At 67.6% G+C, this 21,742-nt stretch carries 20 protein-coding genes; 9 read left to right on the forward strand and 11 right to left on the reverse strand.

The genetic code is table 11. The annotated features are described in order from the left end of the window. The 7 genes from CRT60_RS01885 to CRT60_RS01915 form a co-directional block, all read right to left on the reverse strand. Positions 1-281 (reverse strand): ATP-binding cassette domain-containing protein (locus CRT60_RS01885; protein ID WP_143273026.1); only part of this gene is annotated, 281 nt, incomplete at its 3' end. Beyond that, a complete protein-coding gene (locus tag CRT60_RS01890; RefSeq protein WP_204561605.1) occupies positions 278-1,366 on the reverse strand; it encodes a citrate synthase in 1,089 nt (362 codons plus the stop codon). The genes CRT60_RS01890 and CRT60_RS01885, both read right to left, overlap by 4 nt. A 164-nt stretch (positions 1,367-1,530) precedes the next feature. After that, on the reverse strand, positions 1,531-2,760 hold the full coding sequence (locus tag CRT60_RS01895; protein ID WP_098734769.1) for an ABC transporter substrate-binding protein: 1,230 nt from the start codon (positions 2,758-2,760) through the stop codon (positions 1,531-1,533). 47 nt (positions 2,761-2,807) lie between these two features. Then, a complete protein-coding gene (locus tag CRT60_RS01900; protein WP_098734770.1) occupies positions 2,808-4,289 on the reverse strand; it encodes an FAD-dependent oxidoreductase in 1,482 nt (493 codons plus the stop codon). 59 nt (positions 4,290-4,348) lie between these two features. Further along, on the reverse strand, positions 4,349-5,599 hold the full coding sequence (locus tag CRT60_RS01905) for a CaiB/BaiF CoA transferase family protein (RefSeq protein ID WP_098734771.1): 1,251 nt from the start codon (positions 5,597-5,599) through the stop codon (positions 4,349-4,351). After that, positions 5,596-6,447: a citryl-CoA lyase gene (locus tag CRT60_RS01910; protein ID WP_098734772.1), complete on the reverse strand. Its 852-nt coding sequence runs from the start codon at positions 6,445-6,447 to the stop codon at positions 5,596-5,598. Before CRT60_RS01910 ends, CRT60_RS01905 begins: the two co-directional genes overlap by 4 nt. A 38-nt stretch (positions 6,448-6,485) precedes the next feature. Then, positions 6,486-7,964, reverse strand: coding sequence for an aldehyde dehydrogenase (locus CRT60_RS01915; protein WP_098734773.1), 1,479 nt, complete (start codon positions 7,962-7,964; stop codon positions 6,486-6,488). A 193-nt stretch (positions 7,965-8,157) separates the two neighbouring features. Here CRT60_RS01915 and CRT60_RS01920 point away from each other — a divergent pair, with 193 nt between their 5' ends. The 9 genes from CRT60_RS01920 (at position 8,158) to CRT60_RS01960 (ending at position 16,674) form a co-directional block, all read left to right on the forward strand. Beyond that, complete coding sequence (locus CRT60_RS01920) at positions 8,158-8,889, forward strand: IclR family transcriptional regulator (protein WP_161957952.1); 732 nt, start codon at positions 8,158-8,160, stop codon at positions 8,887-8,889. Positions 8,890-9,330: 441 nt separating this feature from the next. Beyond that, complete coding sequence (locus CRT60_RS01925) at positions 9,331-9,744, forward strand: hypothetical protein (protein WP_143273028.1); 414 nt, start codon at positions 9,331-9,333, stop codon at positions 9,742-9,744. A gap of 140 nt (positions 9,745-9,884) precedes the next feature. After that, positions 9,885-10,640 carry a hypothetical protein gene (locus tag CRT60_RS01930; protein WP_098734776.1) on the forward strand — a complete coding sequence of 252 codons (756 nt, stop codon included), beginning with the start codon at positions 9,885-9,887 and terminating at the stop codon, positions 10,638-10,640. Positions 10,641-10,777: 137 nt separating this feature from the next. Then, positions 10,778-11,536 (forward strand): hypothetical protein, encoded by a 759-nt coding sequence (locus CRT60_RS01935; RefSeq protein WP_244592216.1) that lies wholly within the window; start codon positions 10,778-10,780, stop codon positions 11,534-11,536. A gap of 276 nt (positions 11,537-11,812) precedes the next feature. After that, positions 11,813-13,246 carry a TolC family protein gene (locus CRT60_RS01940; RefSeq protein ID WP_244592217.1) on the forward strand — a complete coding sequence of 478 codons (1,434 nt, stop codon included), beginning with the start codon at positions 11,813-11,815 and terminating at the stop codon, positions 13,244-13,246. Further along, positions 13,243-13,533: a hypothetical protein gene (locus CRT60_RS01945; protein WP_098734778.1), complete on the forward strand. Its 291-nt coding sequence runs from the start codon at positions 13,243-13,245 to the stop codon at positions 13,531-13,533. The genes CRT60_RS01940 and CRT60_RS01945 overlap by 4 nt, the downstream gene beginning before the upstream one ends. An 8-nt stretch (positions 13,534-13,541) precedes the next feature. Further along, positions 13,542-14,234 (forward strand): ABC transporter ATP-binding protein, encoded by a 693-nt coding sequence (locus tag CRT60_RS01950; protein ID WP_098734779.1) that lies wholly within the window; start codon positions 13,542-13,544, stop codon positions 14,232-14,234. Then, complete coding sequence (locus CRT60_RS01955; protein WP_098734780.1) at positions 14,231-15,451, forward strand: ABC transporter permease; 1,221 nt, start codon at positions 14,231-14,233, stop codon at positions 15,449-15,451. The genes CRT60_RS01950 and CRT60_RS01955 overlap by 4 nt, the downstream gene beginning before the upstream one ends. Positions 15,452-15,489: 38 nt before the next feature. Further along, on the forward strand, positions 15,490-16,674 hold the full coding sequence (locus tag CRT60_RS01960; protein ID WP_098734781.1) for an HlyD family secretion protein: 1,185 nt from the start codon (positions 15,490-15,492) through the stop codon (positions 16,672-16,674). A 39-nt stretch (positions 16,675-16,713) separates the two neighbouring features. Here the strand turns inward: CRT60_RS01960 and CRT60_RS01965 are convergent, their stop codons facing one another. From CRT60_RS01965 to CRT60_RS01980, 4 genes are all read right to left on the reverse strand, one after another. Then, the gene (locus CRT60_RS01965; RefSeq protein WP_098734782.1) at positions 16,714-17,919 is read right to left on the reverse strand and encodes a CoA transferase; all 1,206 of its coding nucleotides are present in this window, start codon (positions 17,917-17,919) and stop codon (positions 16,714-16,716) included. 95 nt (positions 17,920-18,014) lie between these two features. Continuing rightward, complete coding sequence (locus CRT60_RS01970) at positions 18,015-18,767, reverse strand: glucose 1-dehydrogenase (protein ID WP_098734783.1); 753 nt, start codon at positions 18,765-18,767, stop codon at positions 18,015-18,017. Between the two features lie 137 nt (positions 18,768-18,904). Beyond that, the gene (locus tag CRT60_RS01975; RefSeq protein WP_098734784.1) at positions 18,905-19,864 is read right to left on the reverse strand and encodes a LysR family transcriptional regulator; all 960 of its coding nucleotides are present in this window, start codon (positions 19,862-19,864) and stop codon (positions 18,905-18,907) included. Between the two features lie 102 nt (positions 19,865-19,966). Next, positions 19,967-21,670 carry an acyl-CoA dehydrogenase family protein gene (locus CRT60_RS01980; protein WP_098734785.1) on the reverse strand — a complete coding sequence of 568 codons (1,704 nt, stop codon included), beginning with the start codon at positions 21,668-21,670 and terminating at the stop codon, positions 19,967-19,969. Positions 21,671-21,742: the final 72 nt, after the last annotated feature.

Consider the following 21,742-nt stretch of genomic DNA (forward strand, 5'->3'; position numbering starts at 1 on the left):
GAGATCTGGAAGGAGCGGACCAGCCCCTTGCATGCGATGTCGGCCGGCTTGGTGCGGGTGATGTCGCGGCCCTTGTAGAGGATCTGGCCGCGGGTCGGCGTCAGGAACTTGGTCAGCAGGTTGAACACCGTGCTCTTGCCGGCGCCGTTCGGGCCGATCAGCGCATGGATGGTGCCGCGGCGAACCTGGAGGTTCACATCCCGAACCGCCACGAACCCCTTGAATTCCTTCGTCAGACCACGCGCTTCCAGGATGATGTCGTCGGTGGGTCCGGTGGTCATTCCTGTCCTCTTCCGGTCTTGGGTCGGCCGGCCGGCAGCGGACCGACATAGCGTGACGTCGGTCGCAACATGCGTCCGGTCCGCTCCTGTTCACGCACATGCGCCGCCCATCCGGCAGCACGGCTGGCGGCGAAGAGGGGTGTGAAGCCCGCACGCGGCACACCGAGCGCTTCCAGCAGCAGGGCGGCGTAAAATTCCACATTGGTGTGCAGGGTCCGCTCGGGACGGCGCGCCGCCATCACCGAAAGAACCGTCCGCTCGACGGCTTCGGCAAAGGCGAGCCGACCCTCTGCTACCCGGCTCGCGCCGGACCGCTGGAGCGCCAGGAGGCTGTCTTTCATGATGTCCGCGCGAGGATCGCGGATGTGATAGGCCCGCGACCCGAAGCCCATCAGCCGCTCCCCGCGGTCGAGCGCCGCCGTCACCCAGCCTTCCGCATGATCCGCCTCGCCGATGGCATCCAGCATGTCGAGGACCAACCCCGGCGCCCCGCCATGCAGCGGCCCTTCCAGCGCGCCCAGCGCCGCCAACGCGGCAGCCGACAGGCTGCCCCCGGTCGAGGCGACCACGCGGGCGGTGAAGGTCGAGGCGTTCACGCCGTGATCGACCATCGCGACCAGATAACGGTCGAGCGCCCGCGTCTCCGCCTCGCCGACTGCGGCATCATGGATCATGCGCAGCAGATCGGCGGCATGCGGCAAGGAGCGGTCCGGCGCCACCGGGGCCTGTCCACGAACCAGCCGGATGGCCGAAGCGGCGGCAACGGCGGCGCCCGCCACCAGCATCGTCGGCGTCATCGCGGCCCCCGGCAGCGAGGCCAGCAGGAAGCGCTGACATTCGATCACGGTGAGATCGGACGGCATCGCCGCGAAGCGGGGAGAGAGCCGCGCAAAGGCGTCGCATCTCGCCGCAGCCAGGGCATCCGGGCTCATCCGTGCCGGGATCTCCGCATCCCACAGGATCGCCACCACCTCCTCATAGGGACGGGCGATCAGATCGGGCAGTCGATGCCCACGCATCACCATCTCACCCGTCGCCGGGTCGCCCCCGCTCAGGCTGGTTTCGGCGGCCGATATCCGCTCCATCGTCATGCTGTCCGGTAAGGGGTGGGAGGCGCCGCCGCCGGGGGTGATGCGGCGAATTCGGTGCGAATCCTAAGCAATCAGCCCTCCGGCTCAACTTCCTATATGTAAGCGGGGCATTACCATCGGTTATGCATCGCCGGGAGCGAAGCCCTGTGGGGGAACGCCTACATCTTCTTGACCAGAGGGCAGTCGCTTTCCGACAGCGGCCGGAAGGCACGGTCGGCGGGAACGCTGCGGACCAGCTTGTAATAGTCCCAGGACGACTTGGACTCGGCCGGGGTCTTGACCTGGAAGAGATACATGTCGCGCAGCACCCGGCCGTCCTCGCGCACCGTGCCGTTCTTCGTCATGAAGTCGTTCACCGGCGTTTCCTTCATCGTCTTCATGACGGTGGGAGCGGCATCGGTCCCGGCGGCCTTGATCGCCTTCAGGTAATGGCTGACCGCGCCGTAGACGCCGGCCTGGTAGAAGGTCGGCATCGCCTTGCGCTTCTCGAAGAAGCGCTTGGAGAAGGCGCGCGTCCCGTCGTCCATGTCCCAGTAGAAGGGCGTCGTCAGCATGATGCCCTGGGTCGCCGGCAGGCCCAGCGCATGGACCTCGCTGATGGCGAGCAGCAGCGCCACGATGTTCTTGCCCGACTGGCCGAGCCCGAATTCCGCCGCCTGCTTGATGGCGTTCTGGGTGTCGGCCCCGGCGGTGGCGAGCGCCACGACCTTGGCCGGCGACGCCTGGGCCTGGAGCAGGAAGGAGGAGAAGTCGGCATTGTTCGCCGGCATCCGCACGCTTCCCACCACCTTGCCCTTCTGGCTTTCGACGACGGCGCCGGTGTCACGCTCCAGCGCATGGCCGAAGGCATAGTCGGAGGTCAGGAAGTACCAGCTGTCGAAGCCCGAGGCCACCACCGCTTCGCCGGTCACATGGGCCAGCGCATAGGTGTCGTAAGTCCAGTGGATGCCGTTCGGCGTGCAGGCCTTGCCGGTCAGGTCGGAGCTGGCCGGCGAGGAGAAGATGGCGACGCGGTTCTTCTCCTTGGTGATCTGCTGCACCGCCAGCGCCACGGCGGAGTTCGGCACGTCCATGATGGCGTCGACCTGATCGACGTCGTACCAGCGCCGCGCCGTCGAGGCGCCGACGTCGGCCTTGTTCTGATGGTCGGCGAAGATCAGCTCGACGGGCGTGCCGTTGACGGCGCCGCCGAAATCCTCCACCGCCATTTGCGCCGCGGCGATCGACCCCTGACCGGTGCTGTCGGACAGCTGGCCCGACAGATCGGTCAGGATGCCGATCTTGATCTTGCCGTCGCTGTAGGCGGCGCTCTGCGCGAGCGCCGGCTGGGACAGGCTGTGGGCGAACAGGCAGGCGGCGACAGCCGCCGTTACGGCGTAACGGTTCATCAGGTCCTCCCTAGGGAATTTTTATGGATCGCCAGCGTTATGGATGATCAATCGGCGTCGCTGGAGGCCGCCGCATGCTGGGCGGCCAGCCGGCCGAACACCGCGCCGCGCAGGACCGAGGTCGAGCCGGTATAGACCTGGTGATAGAGGCCGACCGTCTCGCCCGCCGCATAGAGTCCCGGCATCGGCCGGCCGTTGCCGTCCAGCACGCGGGCATCGGCATCCACCTTCAATCCGCCGAAGGTGAAGCAATTGGCCGAGACGATGGGGAAGGCGCGGAACGGACCCTTGGTCAGCGGGCGCGCCCAGTTGGTCTTGGCCGGGGTCAGGCCGGTGGTCGCCAGACCGTCCACCCGCGTCGGGTCGAAGCGGGCCGCGTCGGCGGGACAGGCGGCGTTGTAGGCGGCGACCGTCGCCAGCGTGGCGTCCGGCGGCAGGCCCAGCTTTTCGACCAGCGCGTCGAGCGTCGGCGCCTCGATGGCCGGCACGTCGCTGCGGATGCTGGTGCGCCAGCGCGGAATGTCCTCCACCTGATCGTCGAACAGCACATAGGCGATCCCGTCGGGCTGGTCGGCAACGATGCGGGTGATGTGGTCGTAGGTGGCGTCTGCGGTGCCCGGCGCCTCGTCGAGGAAGCGTTCGCCGCGCTTGTTGACCAGCACGCCATAGGGCCAGATGAAGATCACCGCTTCCGGCTGGCGGGAGCGCGGGTCGACCGGTTCTGCATGGTAGGAACCGAAATCGCCGGCCGCCGCCGCCCCGGCGTCGAGCGCCATGCGGATGCCCTCGCCACGATTGTAGTAGCCGCCGCGCGCCACCGGCCGCACATGTTTGGCGCGCTGGCCCATGTAGCGGGTCATCATCTCCGGGTTGCCCTGATAGCCGCCCGACGCCAGGATGGTCGACCGGCCGCGGATGGCGACGCGCAGCCCGTCCGTCCCGGTGGCATGAACGCCGCCGATGCGGCCCCGGTCGTCACGCAGCAGGTCGAGCGCCGTGGTGCGGTAGAGCACGCGGGCGCCCAGCGCCTTCGCCTCCGCCATCAGGCGTTCGATCAGGGCGAGACCGCCGCCCTGCGCCGCGATGCGCTGGGTGTTCTGGGTCAGCAGATAGATCGGCTGCGGTTCGAAGCGCAGGCCGAAGCCCTTCAGCCAGGCGATGGTCGGCGGCACCCGCTCGGCGAAGCGGGAGATCACTTCCGGATCGGGGAAGGGGTGGGCCTTCACATAGTCCGGCCAATGCTCGTACGGTTCGGCGGCGGCGGCCAGCACGTTGGGGTCGATGTTCAGCCCGGCATTGGCGGCGAAATGCTCCTCGAAATCGTCGGAGATCTCCGAATCGTTCTTCATCCGCATATAGGCTTCGGTCCAGCGCGAGTTGCCGCCGAAATCCTCCTCGGGCGCCCGCTCCAGCAGGGTGACCGACAGGCCGGCCTGCAGCGCCGTCACCGCCGCCGAAAGCCCGGCGATGCCGCAGCCGACGATGACCAGATCGCTGATGGCCAAATCGCCGATGGGGTGCTCAGACATCCGTGTTTCCTCCGTCATTTCCTTCGTCTCCAGACCTGTCCCGCATCATCCGGCCCGCATCATCCGGCAAGGCGCTGCCGGTTGCCGTCGGGTTCCTTATCGGCCACGACGATTCCGGCCCCCGTCAGCTGTTCGATCGCCGCCGGACCGTAGCCGAGTTCGGCCAGCACCGCGCAGGTGTCCTGTCCGACGCGCGGCGGGTCGCGGCGGATCGTAAGATCGCTGTCCGCCACATGGATCGGCAGCCGCGGCAGGGCGGTCCGCACCCCGTTCGGCAGGGTGGTCGGCATCAGCCCGCCGGTGGCCCGCAGGTGCGGATCCTCGAACAAATCCTCCGGCCGGGCGATGGGCGCGAAGGGAATGCGGGCGCGCTCGCACACCGACACCGCCTCCTCCATCGACAGGCTGCCGAACAGCGCCGTCAGCAGCGGCAGCAGGCGCGGCCGGGCGGCGATGCGGTCGTTGTTGGTGCGGAACGCGGGATCGTCGCGCAGGTCCGGCCGGTCGATGACGGCGCAGAAGCGCTCCCAATGGCTGTCGGTGGTGATGCCGACGAAGATCGGCCGCCCGTCGGCAGTACGGAAGGTCTCGTAGACCGCCCAGGCCGACACCCGCTCCGGCATCGGCGGGATCGGCCCGTCCGCCTGGGCGGCGTAGCAGAGATGCTGCCCCATCAGGAACACCGTTGTTTCGAACAGGGCGGTCTCGACGGTCTGGCCCTTGCCGATCCGTTCCCGCTCGCGCAGCGCCACCAGGATGGCGATGACGGCGAACATGCCGCCGGTGATGTCCACGACCGAGGTGCCGGCGCGCAACGGCCGGCCGCTCGGCCCGGTCATGTAGGCGAGCCCGGTCATCATCTGCACCACCTCGTCGAGCGCGAGGCGGCCGGCATAGGGGCCGTCGAGGAATCCCTTCAGGCTGGCGTAGATCAGGCGCGGATTGACGCGGGCCAGCGCGTCGGCGCCCAGCCCCAGCCGCTCCATCGTGCCGGGGGCGAAATTCTCCACCAGCACGTCGGCCTCGGCAACGAGACGATGGGCGATGTCGCGGCCCTCCGGCGTCTTCAAATCGACGGCGATGGAGCGTTTGTTGCGGTTGAAATAGCCGAAATAGCCGGTGCCGAAGCCCTTCAGATGGCGGGTCGGCTCGCCGTTGGGCACCGGCTCGACCTTCACCACGTCGGCGCCGAGGTCGGCGAGGATCATGGCGCAGGATGGCCCCATCACGGTATGGCCGAAATCGACGACCTTGACGCCGGCCAGGGGGAGCGGCTTGGCAAGGGCATCGGCGGGGGATCGGTCGGTCATGCTCCGTCTCCCGGAATCTCTGTTGGAACCGGACGCGGCGACGCCCCGTCATAGCGATAGGGGATGGACGGCGGCATCGGCCCCTTGATGCGGCCGCCCTGCTGCGACTGCTCCCAGGCGTGGGCCAGGATGCCGACCGAGCGCGACAGCACGAACAGCCCGCGCCCGAGCCCGGACGGGAAGCCGAGTTCGGCGAACACCACGGCGGTGGCACCGTCGATGTTCATCGGAAGCCGCCTGCCCTTGCGCGCGGCCAGCGCATCCTCCACCGCGCGGCCGATGGCGGCAGCCTCTCCCGTCACGGCCCCCTCCCCCGTCGCCGTCTCCACCAGGGCCAGCAGCCGGCCGGCGCGCGGATCGACGGGATGGAAGCGGTGGCCGAAGCCGGGGATATGCTCGCGCCGCTCCAGCCGGGCGGCGATTTCCTCATCCGCCGCCCCGGCCACGGACATGCCGCCCGCCCCGTGATTGGCCATGCGGGCGGCGATGGCGGCGTAGAGGTCCATGCATTGCTGGCCGGCGCCGCCATGGACGTCGCCCAGCGCGTTGATGCCGGACGCCATGGCGTTGTTCAGCCCGACGCCGCAGGTGGCGGCCATGCGGGCGGTGGCGATGGATGGCGCCTGCGGCCCGTGATCCACCGCCGCCACCAGCGCGGCGCCCAGCAGCCGGCCCTGCGCCGGTGCCGGCAACTCGCCGCGCAGCATCAGCCAGACCATGTCGGGGAAGCCGATCGTGCCGATCAACTCCTCTATGGCATAGCCGCGCACCCGAATCGAACCCGGATGGATGTCGATGATCGACGTCCGCCACCAGCCGGCGGCGCTGTCGATGGTCGCTTCGGACATGGGAATGCTCCCGGAGAACTCCCTTCGCAGGCCCGGCCTCAGCCGAGCACGAAGGGGTTGGCGCGGTTGGGTTTCGTGGTGATCCAGACGGACTTGGTCTGGAGATACTCCTTGATCGCCTCCACGCCCCCTTCACGGCCGAGGCCGGAGCGCTTGTAGCCGCCGAAGGGCGTGGTGAAGCTGGTCGAGCGGTAATTGTTCACCCACACCGTCCCCGCCCGCAGCCGGTCGACGCAGTACATCGCCCGGTGCAGGTCGCGGGTCCACACGCCGGCCGCCAAACCGAACTCGACGTCGTTGGCGATGCGCAGCGCATCGTCCTCGTCCTCGAAGGGGATGACGCAGAGGACCGGGCCGAACACCTCCTCCTGGGCGATGCGCATGTCGTTGCGCACCTGGGTGAAGATGGTCGGCGCCACGAACTGCCCCTGGCCGTAGTCCGGCCCCGACAGGGCATGGCCGCCGAGCGCACAGACCGCGCCTTCCTGCTTCGCCATGTCGATCATCCGCAGGATCTTCTCCCATTGCGGACGGGTGGCGATGGGGCCGACCTGCGTGTCCATGCTGGACGGGTCGCCGATGCGCGCCTCGCCCGCCGCCGCGACCAGCTTGCCGACGAAGGCGTCGTGGATGGTCTTCTGGACCAGCAGGCGCGAGCCCGCCATACAGGTCTGGCCCGAGGCGCCGAACACGCCGGAGATGGCGCCCTTCACCGCCTGGTCGAGGTCGGCGTCGTCGAAGACGATGTTCGGCGACTTGCCGCCCAGTTCCAGCGTCACCTTCTTCAGGCCCGGCGCCGCGGCCTCGTTGACGCGCTGACCGCCGATGTCGCCGCCGGTGAAGGCGATCTTGGCGGTCAGGGGATGGCGCACCAGCGGCTCGCCCACTTCCCCGCCGAAGCCGGTGACGACGTTGACGACGCCGCGCGGGAAACCCGCCTCATGCGCCAGCTTCGCCAGCTCCAGGATGGAGGCGGAGGTGTATTCCGACGGCTTGATGACGAGGGTGTTCCCGGCCGCCAGCGCCGGAGCCATCTTCCAGGTGGTCAGCGCCAGCGGCGAATTCCACGGCGTGATGGCGACGACGACGCCGAGCGGCTCATACTTCACATAGTTGAAGACGTCGGCCTTGTTGATCGGCACGACGGCGCCCTGAACCTTGTCGGCCAGCCCGGCATAGTAATGGAACCATTGGGCGACGTTCCGCACCTGCCCGCTGACCTCGGCCATCAGCTTGCCGTTGTCGCGCTGCTCGATGGCGCCCAGCCGGTCGACATTGTCCTCGATCAGCCCGGCCAGCCGGCGCAGCAGCGCGCCGCGCTGGGTCGCCGTCAGCCCGGCCCAGTCCGGCGACAGGAAGGCGCGGTGCGCCGCCTCCACCGCGCGGTCGGCATCGGCCTGCGTGCCGCGCGGGATCTCCGCCCAGGCCCGCCCCGAAAAGGGCTCCGTCGTCTCGAACCACTCGTTGGAAACCGGATCGCACCAGTCCCCGTCGATGAACAGCTTGTAGCGTTCCACCCTTCGCCTCGCAAAAGTTCTGTTAGATAGAACTGTGTTTCATCTAAGAGAACATACGAAGGCAAATTGCGTCAAGCCTGAACCATTTGCCCCCGCACTTTTCTCACGCCCGGGACTTGTTCGGGCCGTCCTTGACGGCCGATGGCGGTGTCGAGGAAGAATGCACGCCGAAGCTGCCAATGAAGGGTGCGACATGACCGATGCGAAGCCGACCACGACCGCCGCATCCGCCGGGGGAGTTGAGTCCGTCGACCGGGCATTGAGCATTGTCGGCTGCTTTCAGGCGGGCGATCATGCATTGAGCCTGACCGAGATCGCGGCGCGCACCGGACTCTACAAGAGCACCATCCTGCGGCTGACCGTGTCGCTGGAAAGGGCCGGCTATCTCGTCCGCCACCAGGACAAGTCCTACCGGCTCGGCCCGGAGCTGATGCGGCTGGGGGGTCTCTACCAGCGCTCGCTGCGGCTGGAGGACCATGTCCGGCCGGTGCTGCGCCAGCTGATGCGGGAGAGCGGGGAAAGCGCCTCCTTCTTCCGGCGCGAAGGGGCGTGGCGCATCTGCGCCTTCCGCGAGGATTCGACGCAGGCGATCCGCGATCATGTTCATGAAGGCGACCGCCTGCCTCTGGACCGGGGTGCCGCCGGCCATGTGCTCACCCGCTTCGCCGGGCAGGGATCGGCGGCCGACTTCGCCGCCTTGCCACTGCTCTCCTTCGGCGAGCGCGAGTCCGAGACCGGGGCCGCCGCCGTGCCGGTCTTTTCACAACGGGACGGGCTGGTCGGCGCGTTGACCCTGTCGGGACCGCTGACCCGCTTCACCGGGGAGCGGGTGGCGGTGATGGCGCCCCTGCTGCTGGCCGCCGGCAGCCGCCTGTCGGAGACGCTGGGCGGACATTACCCGGATTCGGCGTCGCAGTCTGCATAGGCAACGGCAGCCCAAAGCAGGATGGCGACGAAACGGTGAGGCCATGGCCGTGCCGGAGGCGTCCGGGCCGGTGCCGGGAGGGCAGCGTCCTTCGTCCCGCAAGCACCACACCGACGTCCGGGTACGCGTTCCGGCTCTGTTGCGAGGCCTGCCGGCAGGCGGCGGAATGGCTGGGCGCTGGAGGAAGCCAATCGGTGTCGGACCTCACGGGATGCCCGCAACCATCATCCCGTGCCTACCGGCAAACCTTGCAACAGACCCTGTGGATGACGGGAGCAGAAATACTAAATTCGCTATCTAAGGATTTATTGAATTCTATTTTTCTACCTTCACGCATTGTCTTGCGGCATAGAATTGCTCTATATAGGTGTTGTCTTCTGCCTATGTCACCACCATTCCGAGATGTCTTGGGCATTGAGACCAAAAACTGGAGGAATTTTAATGTCAGCCAAATTTGCCGGAGCAATGGGCTTTGCGGCCTCCCTGCTGTTCGCCATGCCGGCTCTGGCGGGAACCACAGGTGTCGTCGTGCAGAATCTGTCCGGCCAAACCGTCACGGTGTCGGGGACCAGCATCGGCCTGCCGAGCTCGATCAACAACGGTGCCTCGGGAACGGGCACATCCAGCTTTTCCTCCGGTCAGCCGGACAGCGGCGTCTTGACCGTGTCGGGGGGCGGGAAGACTTGCAGCTTCTCGTGGTCGCGGCCGGGGCAGCAGGTTAAGAACGGTCCGCTCTGCGGGACGCTGACGGCTTTCGCTACACCGCTTGGCGTGACCGCTCAATGTCCTACCCCAAGTGTCAGCCAGCAGCCTTCACCCACCTGCACGGGCGCCATCGTATTCACCATCCGTTAAAATCTTTGGCGCTAATAAATTTGATTCAGCGTTTTTAATTTAATTTCTAGATCGTGGATTACCATGATCAATAAAATTAGATTGCACTGATGAGTATTTATTAGCGCCATCAACCGCCCAACATAAGGGAGTAGTAGAAAATGGTTGGAATTGGAAAATTCAACGCTCCCAATTTTACTATGGTTGGCGGGAAGGATCTTCAAAATTTTATGGAGAAATCGGTTTCCGAGGCAAAGAAGAAAATAGCTGCCGACGGAAGTCTTGAGGGATTTAAGACAGGATTTACATCGGCAACTGGGGATATATCGGTCAAGATCACCTCGAAGTTGATGGTGGGGCCTGATGGTCAATCGGGTTATGGCCTATCCTATGAAATGGATACGAGCGAGAATGGCACTCGGATTGCTCACGGAGAAGGAGTAACCGGAGTTACCGCCAATAACGAAGATATTGAGCGATTTCGTTCAATGATGACCGATATGAATGACGTGTCGGCCGCACAATCGGTTAAAATGACAGAAGAAGAACATTTGAATTTTGTGAAAGAGAATTTTACGCCGGAGCAATATGAAAAGGTCGTTCAAGGTTTAAAGGAATCCAAAGCGGCCTACGAAGCTCAGCAGAGAGAGTTGCGTGGGGAAAAAAGTGATGCGTCTTCACCGGCGCTTGATAACGGCACGCGGCTTGACCGCATGAAGGCACGGAGCGAGGACGGGGCGCAACTGGCCGAAAGGCTGCTGAAGGGCGTGACCGGGCGCGACCAGTCGGAGGCGAATCGTACCGCACACTGGCTGGCTTCCTCGCTCACCGATCCTGCCACTGACAAATCCTCCGTCCGGACCGCGGACGAGGCGTCGCCCCCGCCTTCCTACAAGCCTGTCGATCTGAAGACCTGACTCTGTAAACAACATTATTCGTTCGGCAACGGTGCCTGAACACATCCACTCTCTTCGCTTACCCCTCGACACAACAGGCATCGGTCGCACCTCACGCGATGGTGTAGGCCTATCATCCCGCTGACGGAGTGCCGAAAATGGCTGGAGCGATCACGGATTATAACGGCCCCAACGTCACGCTTGCGGGCGGTTCCGCTTTGAAGAAATTCATGGAACACACCGCCGCTGCCGCCAAGAAGAAAATCGAGGAAACCGGAAGCGTCGCGGGATTCAAAGCAGACTTCAGGTCTGCCGATGGCGAAATTTCCGTAAACATCACGTCAGATTTTGGAACTGACTTGAATGGAAAATCTGGCTATGCCTTATCCTATCGCCTGGAGACAACAGATAAAAGCGTTCAAGTTGGTGGCGGCGAAGGTGGCAGTAACGTCGCCGACAGTGGAGATGATATCGATCAGTTTGTATCGACCGTAGGTAAGATGAATGACTCAGTCGGCACAAAATCTGGGAAAATGACAGAAGAAGAAGAGCTTAAATATGTAAAAGAAAATCTTCCGCCAGAACAATACGAAAAATTCGTTCAAGGCATAAAGGAATCCAAAGCGGCCTACGAAGCTCAGCAGAGAGAGCTTCGGGGGGAGAAGGGCGATGCGTCCTCTCCGGCGTCTGGCGGTGGCACGCGGTTTGACCGCATGAAGGCGCGGAGCGAGGATGCGGCGCAGCTTGCCGAGCGGCTGCTGAATGGCGTGACCGGGCGCGACCAATCGGGGGCGAATGGCCCTGCACATTGGCTGGCGTCCTCCCTCACCGATCCCTCCGCCGACAAGTCCTCCACCCAGACCGCCGACAAAGCGTCGCCTCCGCCCTCATACAAGCCCGTCGATCTGAAGACCTGAACACGGCCCGGCCGGAGGGAAGAAGCCAGCCGGCAGGACGGATGTCCACCTCCAAGGCCCGAAACAGGTGGCGAGGATCGGCATCGTCGCGCGTGCCGCCCGCCCTTTTCCTGTCCATGGCACATTGCGTATGATATGGACAGTTATGGTTGTATCAAAGGTGTTTCCATTGCGGTTCCGAGTGCCATGAACGCATGTCCTGCGATCATACGCTGCATGGTGGTCGCCCTGGCTCTGGGAACCGCCGTTGGCGGTACGGAGGGCGCACACGCGCAGATGGCTCCGCAACCCCGCTATGCCCATGACGGCTCCGGACCGCCGCCGCCGGCAACCGGTCCCGAACTGCGCCTGACCCTGCCTGAGGCGGTCTATCTCGGACTGCGGCGGAACAACGGGGTCCGGGCGGCTTATCTGCAACGGGTTCTCGACGCCTACAACCTGCATGTCGCGGAATCCGCCTTCACCCCCCGCGGAAATCTGCTGTCCACCATCGATGCCGACCGCACCGGCGGCAGCCGCGGGGTCGCCATCGACCTGGCGCCGACGGTGCAAACGCTGACGCCGCTGGGAACAATCATCGCGTTCGGCTGGGACCTGCGGCAGAGCAGCAGGCGGCAACCGAACGAGGGGCTGTCGCAGGGGGAGTCGGCGCTCACCCTGTCGGTCATCCAACCGCTGCTGAAGGGCGCCGGCTACGACACCACGATGGCCCCGGTGCGCATCGCGCGGTTGCAGGAGCGCTACAACCGGCTTCGCCTGAAGACCGCGGTCGCCAACACCGTGACCGACATCGCCCGCGCCTATCACCAGTTCGTTCAAACCCGCCAGCAGATCGCCCTGGCCGACGGCGCCCTGCAACGCGCCCGCGATCTGGAGGCGACCAACCGGGCCCTGATCGCCGCCGGACGGATGGCGGCGGTCGAGCTGTTCCAGGCCCAGGCGACCACCGCGGCCCAGGAACTGGCGCTGTTGCAGGCGCAAAGCGCGTTCGATGCCGCGCGGCTCGCACTGCTGGCGCTGCTGGCGCTCGATCTCGACACGCGGATCGTTCCCGCCGACCGGCTGACGGCGAAGCCGGTGCGGATCGACGTGAACGAGGTGAGGGCGCTGGCCTTCGACAACCGCCCGGATTACCTGTCGCAGCTGATCGCCATCGAAAGCGCGCGCATCGGGCTGGATGTCGCCCGCAATCAACGGCTGTGGGACGTTTCGGTGGTCGCCGGGGTGAGCGTGCCGGGAGCCGGGCGCAGCGGCTGGCGGGCGTCGGAAAAGCTGCCCGCCACCAAGACCGACCTGCGGGCCGGGCTTCAGCTCAACATTCCCATCAACGACCTGTCCCTGAAACAGCAGGAGGTCCAGGCCAGCGTCGGCCTGCGGCAGAACGAGGTCGTACTGGAACAGCTGCGCGCCCAGGTCGATCAGCAGGTGCGCGACGGGGTGCGGACGGTCGACGCCATGTGGCGCCAATACACGCTCAGCCGGCAGGTGCGGGAACTGGGTGAACGGACGCTGGCCGGCGAGATGGCCAAGCTGCGCGCCGGACGGTCGAGCAATTTCCAGGTCGTGTCGTTCCAGGACCAGCTGCGCTCCGCCGAAAGCGGCGAGCTGGCGGCGCTGGTGGCCTATCTCGATGCGCTCGTCCTGCTGGACCTGCAGGTCGGCACCACCATCGACACCTGGGGCATCCAGCTGAACGATCCGCCGCCATGATGCGCGCCCCCATCCCCGCCCTCCGGCCCAGGCCGGCGTTGCTCCCGGCGCTGCTCCCGGCGTTGCTGTGCACGCTGGCGGCCGGCTGCTGCGCGCCGCCCGAGACAGCACTTCCCCCCGTCGCGGCGCCGGACATCGCGGCGCCGGCACTGGCGGCTTCCGCCGACGGTCTGCCGCTGGCGGCCTATGCCCGCCCCACCGGCGAGGCGGGGGTCTCCCTCCGGCTGGTGTCGCCCGCACCGTCGCCCGCCCTGCCGTCCGCCGACACGCCCGCCGCCGGTCCGTGAGGCGACGCATGACCATCCTCGCTCTCGACGGCGTGCATAAGAGCCATGGCCACGCGGCAGGTGCGGTGCAGGTGCTGCGCGACGTGTCGCTGGACATCCGGCAGGGCGAGGTCTGCGCCATCGTCGGGGCTTCGGGGTCGGGAAAATCGACGCTTCTCTCGCTGATGGGTCTGCTGGACCGTCCGGATTCCGGGCGGCTCCGCTTCGAGGGGGAGGAGGTCGGGGCGGCCTCGGCGGACCGGCTGGCGGCACTGCGCAACCGCCGCATCGGCTTCGTCTTCCAGTCCTTCCATCTGCTGCCCCGGCTGACGGCGTTGGAGAATGTCGCCCTGCCGTTCCTGTACCGCGGCGTGCCGCCGCGCCTGGGCCGCGACCGTGCGGCGGCGATGCTGGAGCGGGTCGGGCTGGGCGACCGGCTGCATCACCGGCCGGAGGAGATGTCGGGGGGCCAGCGCCAGCGCGTCGCCGTTGCCCGCGCGGTGGTCGGCGATCCCGCCCTGCTGCTGGCCGACGAGCCGACGGGAAATCTGGACAGCGCCACCGCGCGCCAGATCATCGACCTGTTCTTCGCCCTGAACGCCGATCTGGGGGTGACCGTGGCGCTCGTCACCCATGATCCCGCCATCGCGGCGCGTTGCGGGCGTCGATTGGTGATGCGGGACGGACGGCTGGACGGCGCGGCGTCCGGGGCCGTCCCATGAGGCGCGTGAGGCCGATAGATGACGGGGAAAGCGGCGGGCGCCGGTGGCGGGCTCTGGCGGCGGACGCGTTGCGCAACCTCGGGGCGATGCGGCAGCGCTCGCTCCTGGCCCTGCTCGGCATCGCCATCGGAACGGCGGCCGTGGTCGCCCTGATCTCCATCGGCGAGAATGCCAGGGAACACTCCATGCGCCAGTTCCTTGCCATGGGGGCGGACATCCTGACGGTCCAGAAGGATTTCAGCCTGTCCAGCCGGCCGGCGGCCCTGAACCGCGCCGATGTCGACCGGCTGCGGGCGCTTCCCGGCGTCGAGAAGGTCGCGCCGCTGGCGATGCTGGGGGTTGAGATCCGCCAGGGGCGCACCCGCCTGCCCAGCGCCGTCGCCGGCGTCACGCCGGAGTTCTTTGCGCTGGTCCAGGCCAAAGCCGCGCAGGGCCGGACGCTGACCGAGGGGGACCGTGCCGCGACCGTCGTCGTTCTCGGGGCCGGGCTGGCCCGCCGGCTGACGGAAGACGGCCACCCCCCGGTACCGGGTGCCCTGCTGCGGATGGGTGGATACAACCATACGGTGGTCGGCGTTCTCGCCGACAGCACGCCGAACCCGGTGTTGCCGCTGGATGTCGACAGCACGGCCTTCGTGCCGCTGTCCGGCGCGCGGCGGGTGTCGGCCAACAGCGACATCACCAATCTCGTGGTCCGCAAGATGTCGATTGCCGCCGATCAGGACGTGCGGCAGTCGATGGCCGGTCATTTCTCCGCCGGCGCCCATCCCCGCCCGGTCATGGTGCAGAGCGCCCGCCAGCTGATCGCCGCCATGAGCGATCAGGCGCGGGTTCACACCCTGCTGCTGGCCGCCATCGGCGGCGTGTCGCTGATCGTCGGCGGGGTCGGCGTGATGAATGTGATGCTGATGGGCGTGGTCGAGCGGCGGCGCGAAATCGGCTTGCGCATGGCCCTGGGCGCCCGGCCCATCGATGTCTGCGCGATGTTTCTGGCCGAAGCGCTGGCGCTCTCGCTCAGCGGTGGGATGGCGGGCGCCCTCCTGGGCCTCGCGGCGGCGGCGGTCTATGCCTGGAATGCGGGGTGGGCGTTCGCGCCGTCCGTCCCGTCGCTGCCGCTGGGGCTCGGCATGTCCAGCGGAGTGGGGCTGTTCTTCGGGCTTTACCCGGCGATGCAGGCGTCCCGCCTGGAGCCGGTCGCGGCGTTGCGCGGGGAGTGAACGCCGATGCGGTCGAGAAGAGTGCAAGGAGCGGGTCGATGAGCGTGCAGGCACCGCGACCGGCGGCCGGCGGATCGCGGCGGCGGGCCCTGGACAGGCTGGCGTGGTTCTGCGGCGGCGCCCTGTGCGCCGGCCTGGCCCTGAGCGGCCCGTCCTGGTTCGACGATGCGCAGGCAATGCTTTCGGCAAGCCGCGTCCCGGCCGACCGGGCCGCGCCGATGCGTCCGGAGGGTGAACCGGAGATGGCCGGGCAGCGTCCCGTCCTGTCCCTTCCTGTCCTATCGGTGGCCGGAACGGTCGAACCGGGCCGCACGGTGACGGTGGTGGCCCCCTTCGCCGGATCGGTGACGGAAAAGCGGTTCGAGTATGGCCAGCAGGTCGAAGCCGGTCAGGTCCTGCTGGTCATCGACGGCTTCGATATGGATATGCGCGCGCGCGACGCGGAGACTGCCCGTCTCAAGACCGCCCAGCATCTGGACGAGGTCAGGAACTGGGCGACCGGCGCGGAGATGGCGCGTGCGCAGCGTCAGGTGGCCGCCGCGCGGCGGGAGGCCGAGCAGGCGCAACGCCGTGTGCAGGATGCCAAGCCCCTGATTGCCCAGGGCATCATTCCGCGGCAGGAGTATGAGGATCTGCTCAGGCAGGCCGAAGCACAGGCGCTCAACCGTCAGGCGGCGGAAGAGGAGCTGGCCACCACCGCGAAGAGGGGCGGGCGCGACGCCGTCCGCATGGCTGAACTGGAGCATGCGGGCGCCCTGGCGAAGGTCGAGGATCTGCGCCGGCAAGTCGAGCGTGCGGTGGTGAGGGCTCCGGCCTCCGGCATGGTCATGAAGGCGCCGACAGCCTCTTCCGCCAATGCGTCCGGTGTTGCCGCGGTCGAGGTCGGGGCCGGGCTGTCCCAGAACCAAAGCCTGTTCCTGATTGCCGAGATGGACAGCCTGGCGGTCACGGCGCAGGTCGACGAGATGGACATCAACAGCCTGCGCGTCGGTCAGCCGGTCGAGGTGACCGGCGAAGCCTTTCCAGCCAGTCGGCTGTCCGGACGGGTCGCCTGGGTCGCGCAGCAGGCGACGGCCGGTGACGGGGCGGCGTCGACCGGCGCATCCTTCGCCGTTCGCGTGGCGCTGCCGCCCCTGTCCGACGCGCAGAAACAACGCATCCGTGTCGGCATGTCCGCGACTCTGACGATCGGAACGGCTGCGGGCTCGCACCTTGCCGAGTGAACCGTTGCGGCCTCGCCGGACGGGACCCGCCAGATCGCCTTATCCGGCGATGCCGGCATCGTGAAGGCGGCCGATCTCCGCCGACGGCAGCCCCAGCAGGTCGGCCAGCACCGCGTCGGTGTCCTGCCCCAGGCCGGGGGCCGGGCGATGGTCGGTGCGCTCGCCCATGCCGGGAAAGCCGAGCGGCGATCCGGGAACCAGCAGCGGTCCGACGCCGGGCTGGTCGATCTCGCGGAACAGCGGGTTGGCGGTGGAACAGCGCGCATCCTCGGCGACGAGCTGGCCGAAATCGCGGTAGGGCCCCCACAGCACGCCCGAGCCGGCGAACGCGCCTTCCACCTCTGACAGCGTGCGCGCGGCGAACCAGGGGGCGAGCACGGCGGAGATCGCATCGCGGGCCTGGAAGCGCCCGCCTTCGTCATCCATGTCCACGCCCATCAGCGGTCCGATCATCGCCAGCCGGTCGGCCAGCCCGGTCGCCTTGCCGAGCGCCTTCCACTGGCGGTTGGAAATGGCGACGACCATCGCGCGCCGCCCATCGGCGGTGGGGAAGTCGCGGCCATAGGCGCCGTACAGGTCGTTGCCAATCGGCGGGCGCACGGCGCCGTTCACCCGGACGTCGGCGAGGTAGCCGAGATTGCCGACGGTCGCCAGCATCACGTCGGCCAGCGCCACCGTCACCTCCTGCCCCCGGCCGGTGCGGCGCCGCTGCCGGTCCGCCGCCAGCAGCCCGGTGGCGAGATAGAGGCCGGCCGCCACGTCCCAGGCCGGCAGGACATGGTTCACCGGCTCCCCTCCCCTGCCGGTCGCCATCGGGAATCCGCCGGCGCAATTGACGGTGTTATCCACCGCGGCGGATCCGTCCGGATTGCCGGTCAGCCGCAGCATGATCAGGTCGTCGCGCCTGGCGGACAGCGCCTCATAGCCCATCCAGCCGCTGGCCGGCAGGTTGGTCAGCAGGAAGCCGGCATCCTCGCCCGACGCGGTGATGATGGCCTGGGCGATCTCCCGCCCCTCCGGCCTGTCGAGCGCCAGGGTGACCGACCGTTTCGCCTTGTTCAGGGCCGTCCAGTAGAGGCTGGTGCCGTTGGGCGCCAGCGGCCAGCGGCGGTAATCGATGTTGCCGCCGATGGGGTCGATGCGGATCACCTCCGCACCCAGCTGGGCCAGGGTCATGCCGCCCAGCGGAGCCGCGACGAAGGCCGAGACTTCGACGATGCGCAGATCGGAAAGGAGCGAGGACATGGGGGATGGATTCCGCTAGGGGGGTGGATGCAGAGGGGCGGCAGGAGCCGGCAAGGCCGGGGCGCAGGCGCACCCCGGCCTTGCACGGCCCGTCCTCAGACGCAGCGGCCGCCGTCTACCTCCAGCACCACGCCGGTGATGAAGGCCGCCTCGTCGGAGGCGAGATACAGCGCGGCGTTGGCGACGTCGGAGGGCTGACCCAGGCGGCCGAGCGGAACGATGCCCAGCATGCGCGCCCGCTTCTCCGGGGTGTCGCCACCCATGAAGGTGGCGAGCAGCGGCGTTTCGGTGGCGACAGGAGCCAGCGCGCAGACGCGGATGTTGTCGGGCGCCAGTTCCAGCGCGAGCGACTGGGTGATGTTGTGCACCGCGCCCTTCGTGGCGTTGTACCAGACCAGGCCCGGACGCGGACGCAGCCCGGCGGTGGAGCCGAGATTGAGGATCACGCCGGACTTCTGCGCCCGCATCGTCGCGACCACCGCCTTGGAATAGAGGTAGATCGACTTGACGTTCAGGGCGAAGACGCGGTCGAACTCCTCTTCGGTCACGTTTTCGAACGGGCCGTTGGCGTGGGTGGAGCCGGCATTGTTCACCAGGATGTCGAGACGCCCGAATTTCTCGACCGTCGCGGCGATGGTCATCTCGACATCGGCGGTTTTGGTGACGTTGGCGGCAATGCCGATGGCGGCCTCGCCCAGCCGCTCCGCCACCGCATGGGCGGCGTCGCCGTTGATGTCGACGACCGCCACGCGGGCGCCCTCGCGCACGAAGGTTTCGGCCATCGCAAGGCCCAGGCCCTGCGCCGCCCCGGTGATCAGGGCAACCTTGCCGTCCAGGCGCTTCGTCATTCTCGGTTCCTTCCCCAGGGAATTCTGTGGTGATGGGGGGAGGCTATCCGCGCTGAACCGGCCGTGCTATGGACCATCCGTCATAACTGCTATCAGCAGCCAAAGCATAATGGGGCGGAGCACGGCCCCAGCTTTCGTCAAAGCGCGCTGTCCTCCCCGGCACTGCCGGGCGCGACGACCTTGCCCTTGAGCACGCCGTTGGCGACGCATTTGACGACCTCGACATGGATCAGCCGCAGCAGGGCACGGGTCGCCTTCGACACCGGCTGATGCAGCGGCGTCGCGGTGACCAGCATGGCATGCATGTCCTTCGACGTGATCTCGCGCGCGATCAGCCGGCCCTGGCGCACCTCGCGGTGGACGGCGCCGAAGGGAAGGATGGTCGATCCCATTCCCTCCTCCACCAGCTGCTTGATGGCGGTAACGGAGTCGATCTCCATATCGACCTGAAGATCGATGTCGGCCCGGCGCACCGCCGCATCCACCACCCGGCGCAGGCCGTTTTCCAGGCCGGGCAGCACGAAATGCAGGTCGGCCAGCCTCTCGACCCCGACCGGCCCGTCGTCGCCGGCCGCCGCGTCCTTGGCCGACTGGACCAGTTGCAAGCTTTCCACCAGCAGGGGAGACGACAGCATGCTGCGTCCGCGCCGCGCGTCGTAAAGGACGGCGAGGTCCAGCCGCCCGCCCTCCACCCATTCCAGCAGCGTGCCGCTGAACACCTCGTGGATGCGCAGGGTCGCGTCGGGATAGTTCTCGTGGAAGCGGCGGGCCAGCGGAGCGCCCAGCGTGGCGCAGATCGACGGCGGCAGCCCCAGCGTGACGGTCCCGGTCAGCCGCTCCGACTGGTCCTGGATCTCCTCCTTGATCTCGCTGAGCGCGCCCAGCAGGTGACGCACCACGTCGTAGAGCTTGCGCCCCTGCTGGGTCAGCGAGACGCCGCGGCCGTGACGGTAGAACAGGCTGGTGCGCAGCTCGTGCTCCAGCTTCTGGACCTGCCGGCTCAGCGCCGGCTGCGTGATGCCCAGCTTGACCGAGGCCTTGGAGAAGCTGCCAAGGTCAGCCACCTGAACGAAATAGCGCAGTTCCAGAAGTTCCATCGCGGGCGGCCTCGTTCTTTCAGTCCTCCCCGTCGGATAGCGAATACGCCGGTATGATACAAGCGTGGTCGCGACAGGTCAGTTCCGCCCGGCCGGCACCCCTCAATTGCGGCGCGACAGCAATCCACGGGCGACCACCTGGGCCTGGATTTCCGCAGCACCTTCGAAGATGTTCAGGATACGGGCGTCACACAGCACCCGGCTGACCGGATATTCGACGGCGTAGCCGTTGCCGCCATGGATCTGCACCGAGTTGTCGGCGTTCGACCAGGCGACGCGCGCGGCGAGCAGCTTCGCCATGCCGGCCTCGATGTCGCAACGGCGGTCGCTGTCCTTCTCCCGCGCGGCGAAATAGGTCAACTGGCGGGCGATCATCGTTTCCACCGCCATCCAGGCCAGCTTGCCGGCGACGCGCGGGAAGGCGGCGAGCGGACGGCCGAACTGGACGCGCTCCTGGGCATAGCGCAGGCCAAGCTCCATGGCGTTCTGCGCCACGCCGACCGCGCGGGCGGCGGTCTGCACGCGGGCGGATTCGAAGGTCGCCATCAACTGCTTGAAGCCCTGCCCCTCGACACCGCCCAGCAGGTTTTCGCGGGGGACGGCGAAGCCGTCGAAGCCGATTTCGTATTCCTTCATGCCGCGATAGCCCAGCACCGGGATCTCGCCGCCGCTCATCCCCTCGGCCGGGAAGGGGTCCGCCTCGGTGCCGCGCGGCTTCTCGGCCAGCAGCATCGACAGGCCGCGATAGCCGGGGGCGTCCGGATCGGTGCGCACCAGCAGCGTCATCAGGTCCGACCGGCTGCCATGGGTGATCCAGGTCTTCGCCCCGGTGACGCGATAGAGGTCGCCGTCCGGCACCGCGCGGGTGCGCAGGCTGCCCAGGTCGGAACCGGTGTTGGGCTCGGTGAACACGGCGGTCGGCAGGATCTCGCCCGACGCGATGCGCGGCAGCCAGCGCGCCCGCTGTTCGGCGGTGCCGCCCATGCGGATCAGTTCGGCCGCGATCTCCGCGCGGGTGCCAAGGGAACCGACGCCGATGTACCCGCGCGACAGCTCCTCCGTCACCACGCACATGGCGAGCTTGCCCATGCCCAGCCCGCCGTCCTCCTCCGGCACGGTCAGGCCGAACACCCCCATGTCCGCCATCCGCTCGATGACGGGAAGCGGGATCAGCTCGTCCTTCAGATGCCAGTCATGGGCATGCGGCTCCACCGCGTCGGCGACGAAACGGCGGAACTGGTCGCGGACCATGTCCAGCGCCTCGTCCTCCAGGGCGGCATCGCCGAAGCCGCCGCCATGCAGCGCATCGGTCAGCAGCTCGGCGATGCGCAGCCGCAGGGCCGACGCGTTGCCGGCGGCGATCAGCCGGCGCACCGCCTCGGTGCGGAAGGCGTCCCGCTCCGCCTCGCCCAGCCCGAAATCGGCGGGGCGGACGATCTCGCCCTGACTCATCGCCAGACCGCCGTCGAGCTGGGCCAGATACTCGCCGAACGCCGCCTGGAGCATGGCCGCTTCCAGTTCGCCCAGCCGGCCGGCATGGTCCAGCCGTTCCGCCCAGCCCCGCATCTGGCGCAATGCCGCGGCATAGGTCGCCACCCAGGCGAAGCCATGCGCCGCAACCTGGTGGCGGTCGAGCAGGGCGGCGTCCACGCGCCCATCCGGCGCCACCAGCGCCGCGACGCCGCGCTCCGCCGCCTCGGCCAGCTGCGCCACCGCGTCGAGCGCCGTGGCCGTGGCCTGCAAGAGATCGGGGAGCAGAAGCGGAGAGGCTTCGGACGGGCTGACGGTGTTCAAGCTGGAAGACATCGGCGCGTTTCCCCAGTGTCCGTTATATGGTGTTTGCTGTCGGGTCCGACCGTCGCGGAGGACGGACGGCCC

The organism is Azospirillum palustre, assembly GCF_002573965.1.
GTDB lineage: Bacteria > Pseudomonadota > Alphaproteobacteria > Azospirillales > Azospirillaceae > Azospirillum > Azospirillum palustre.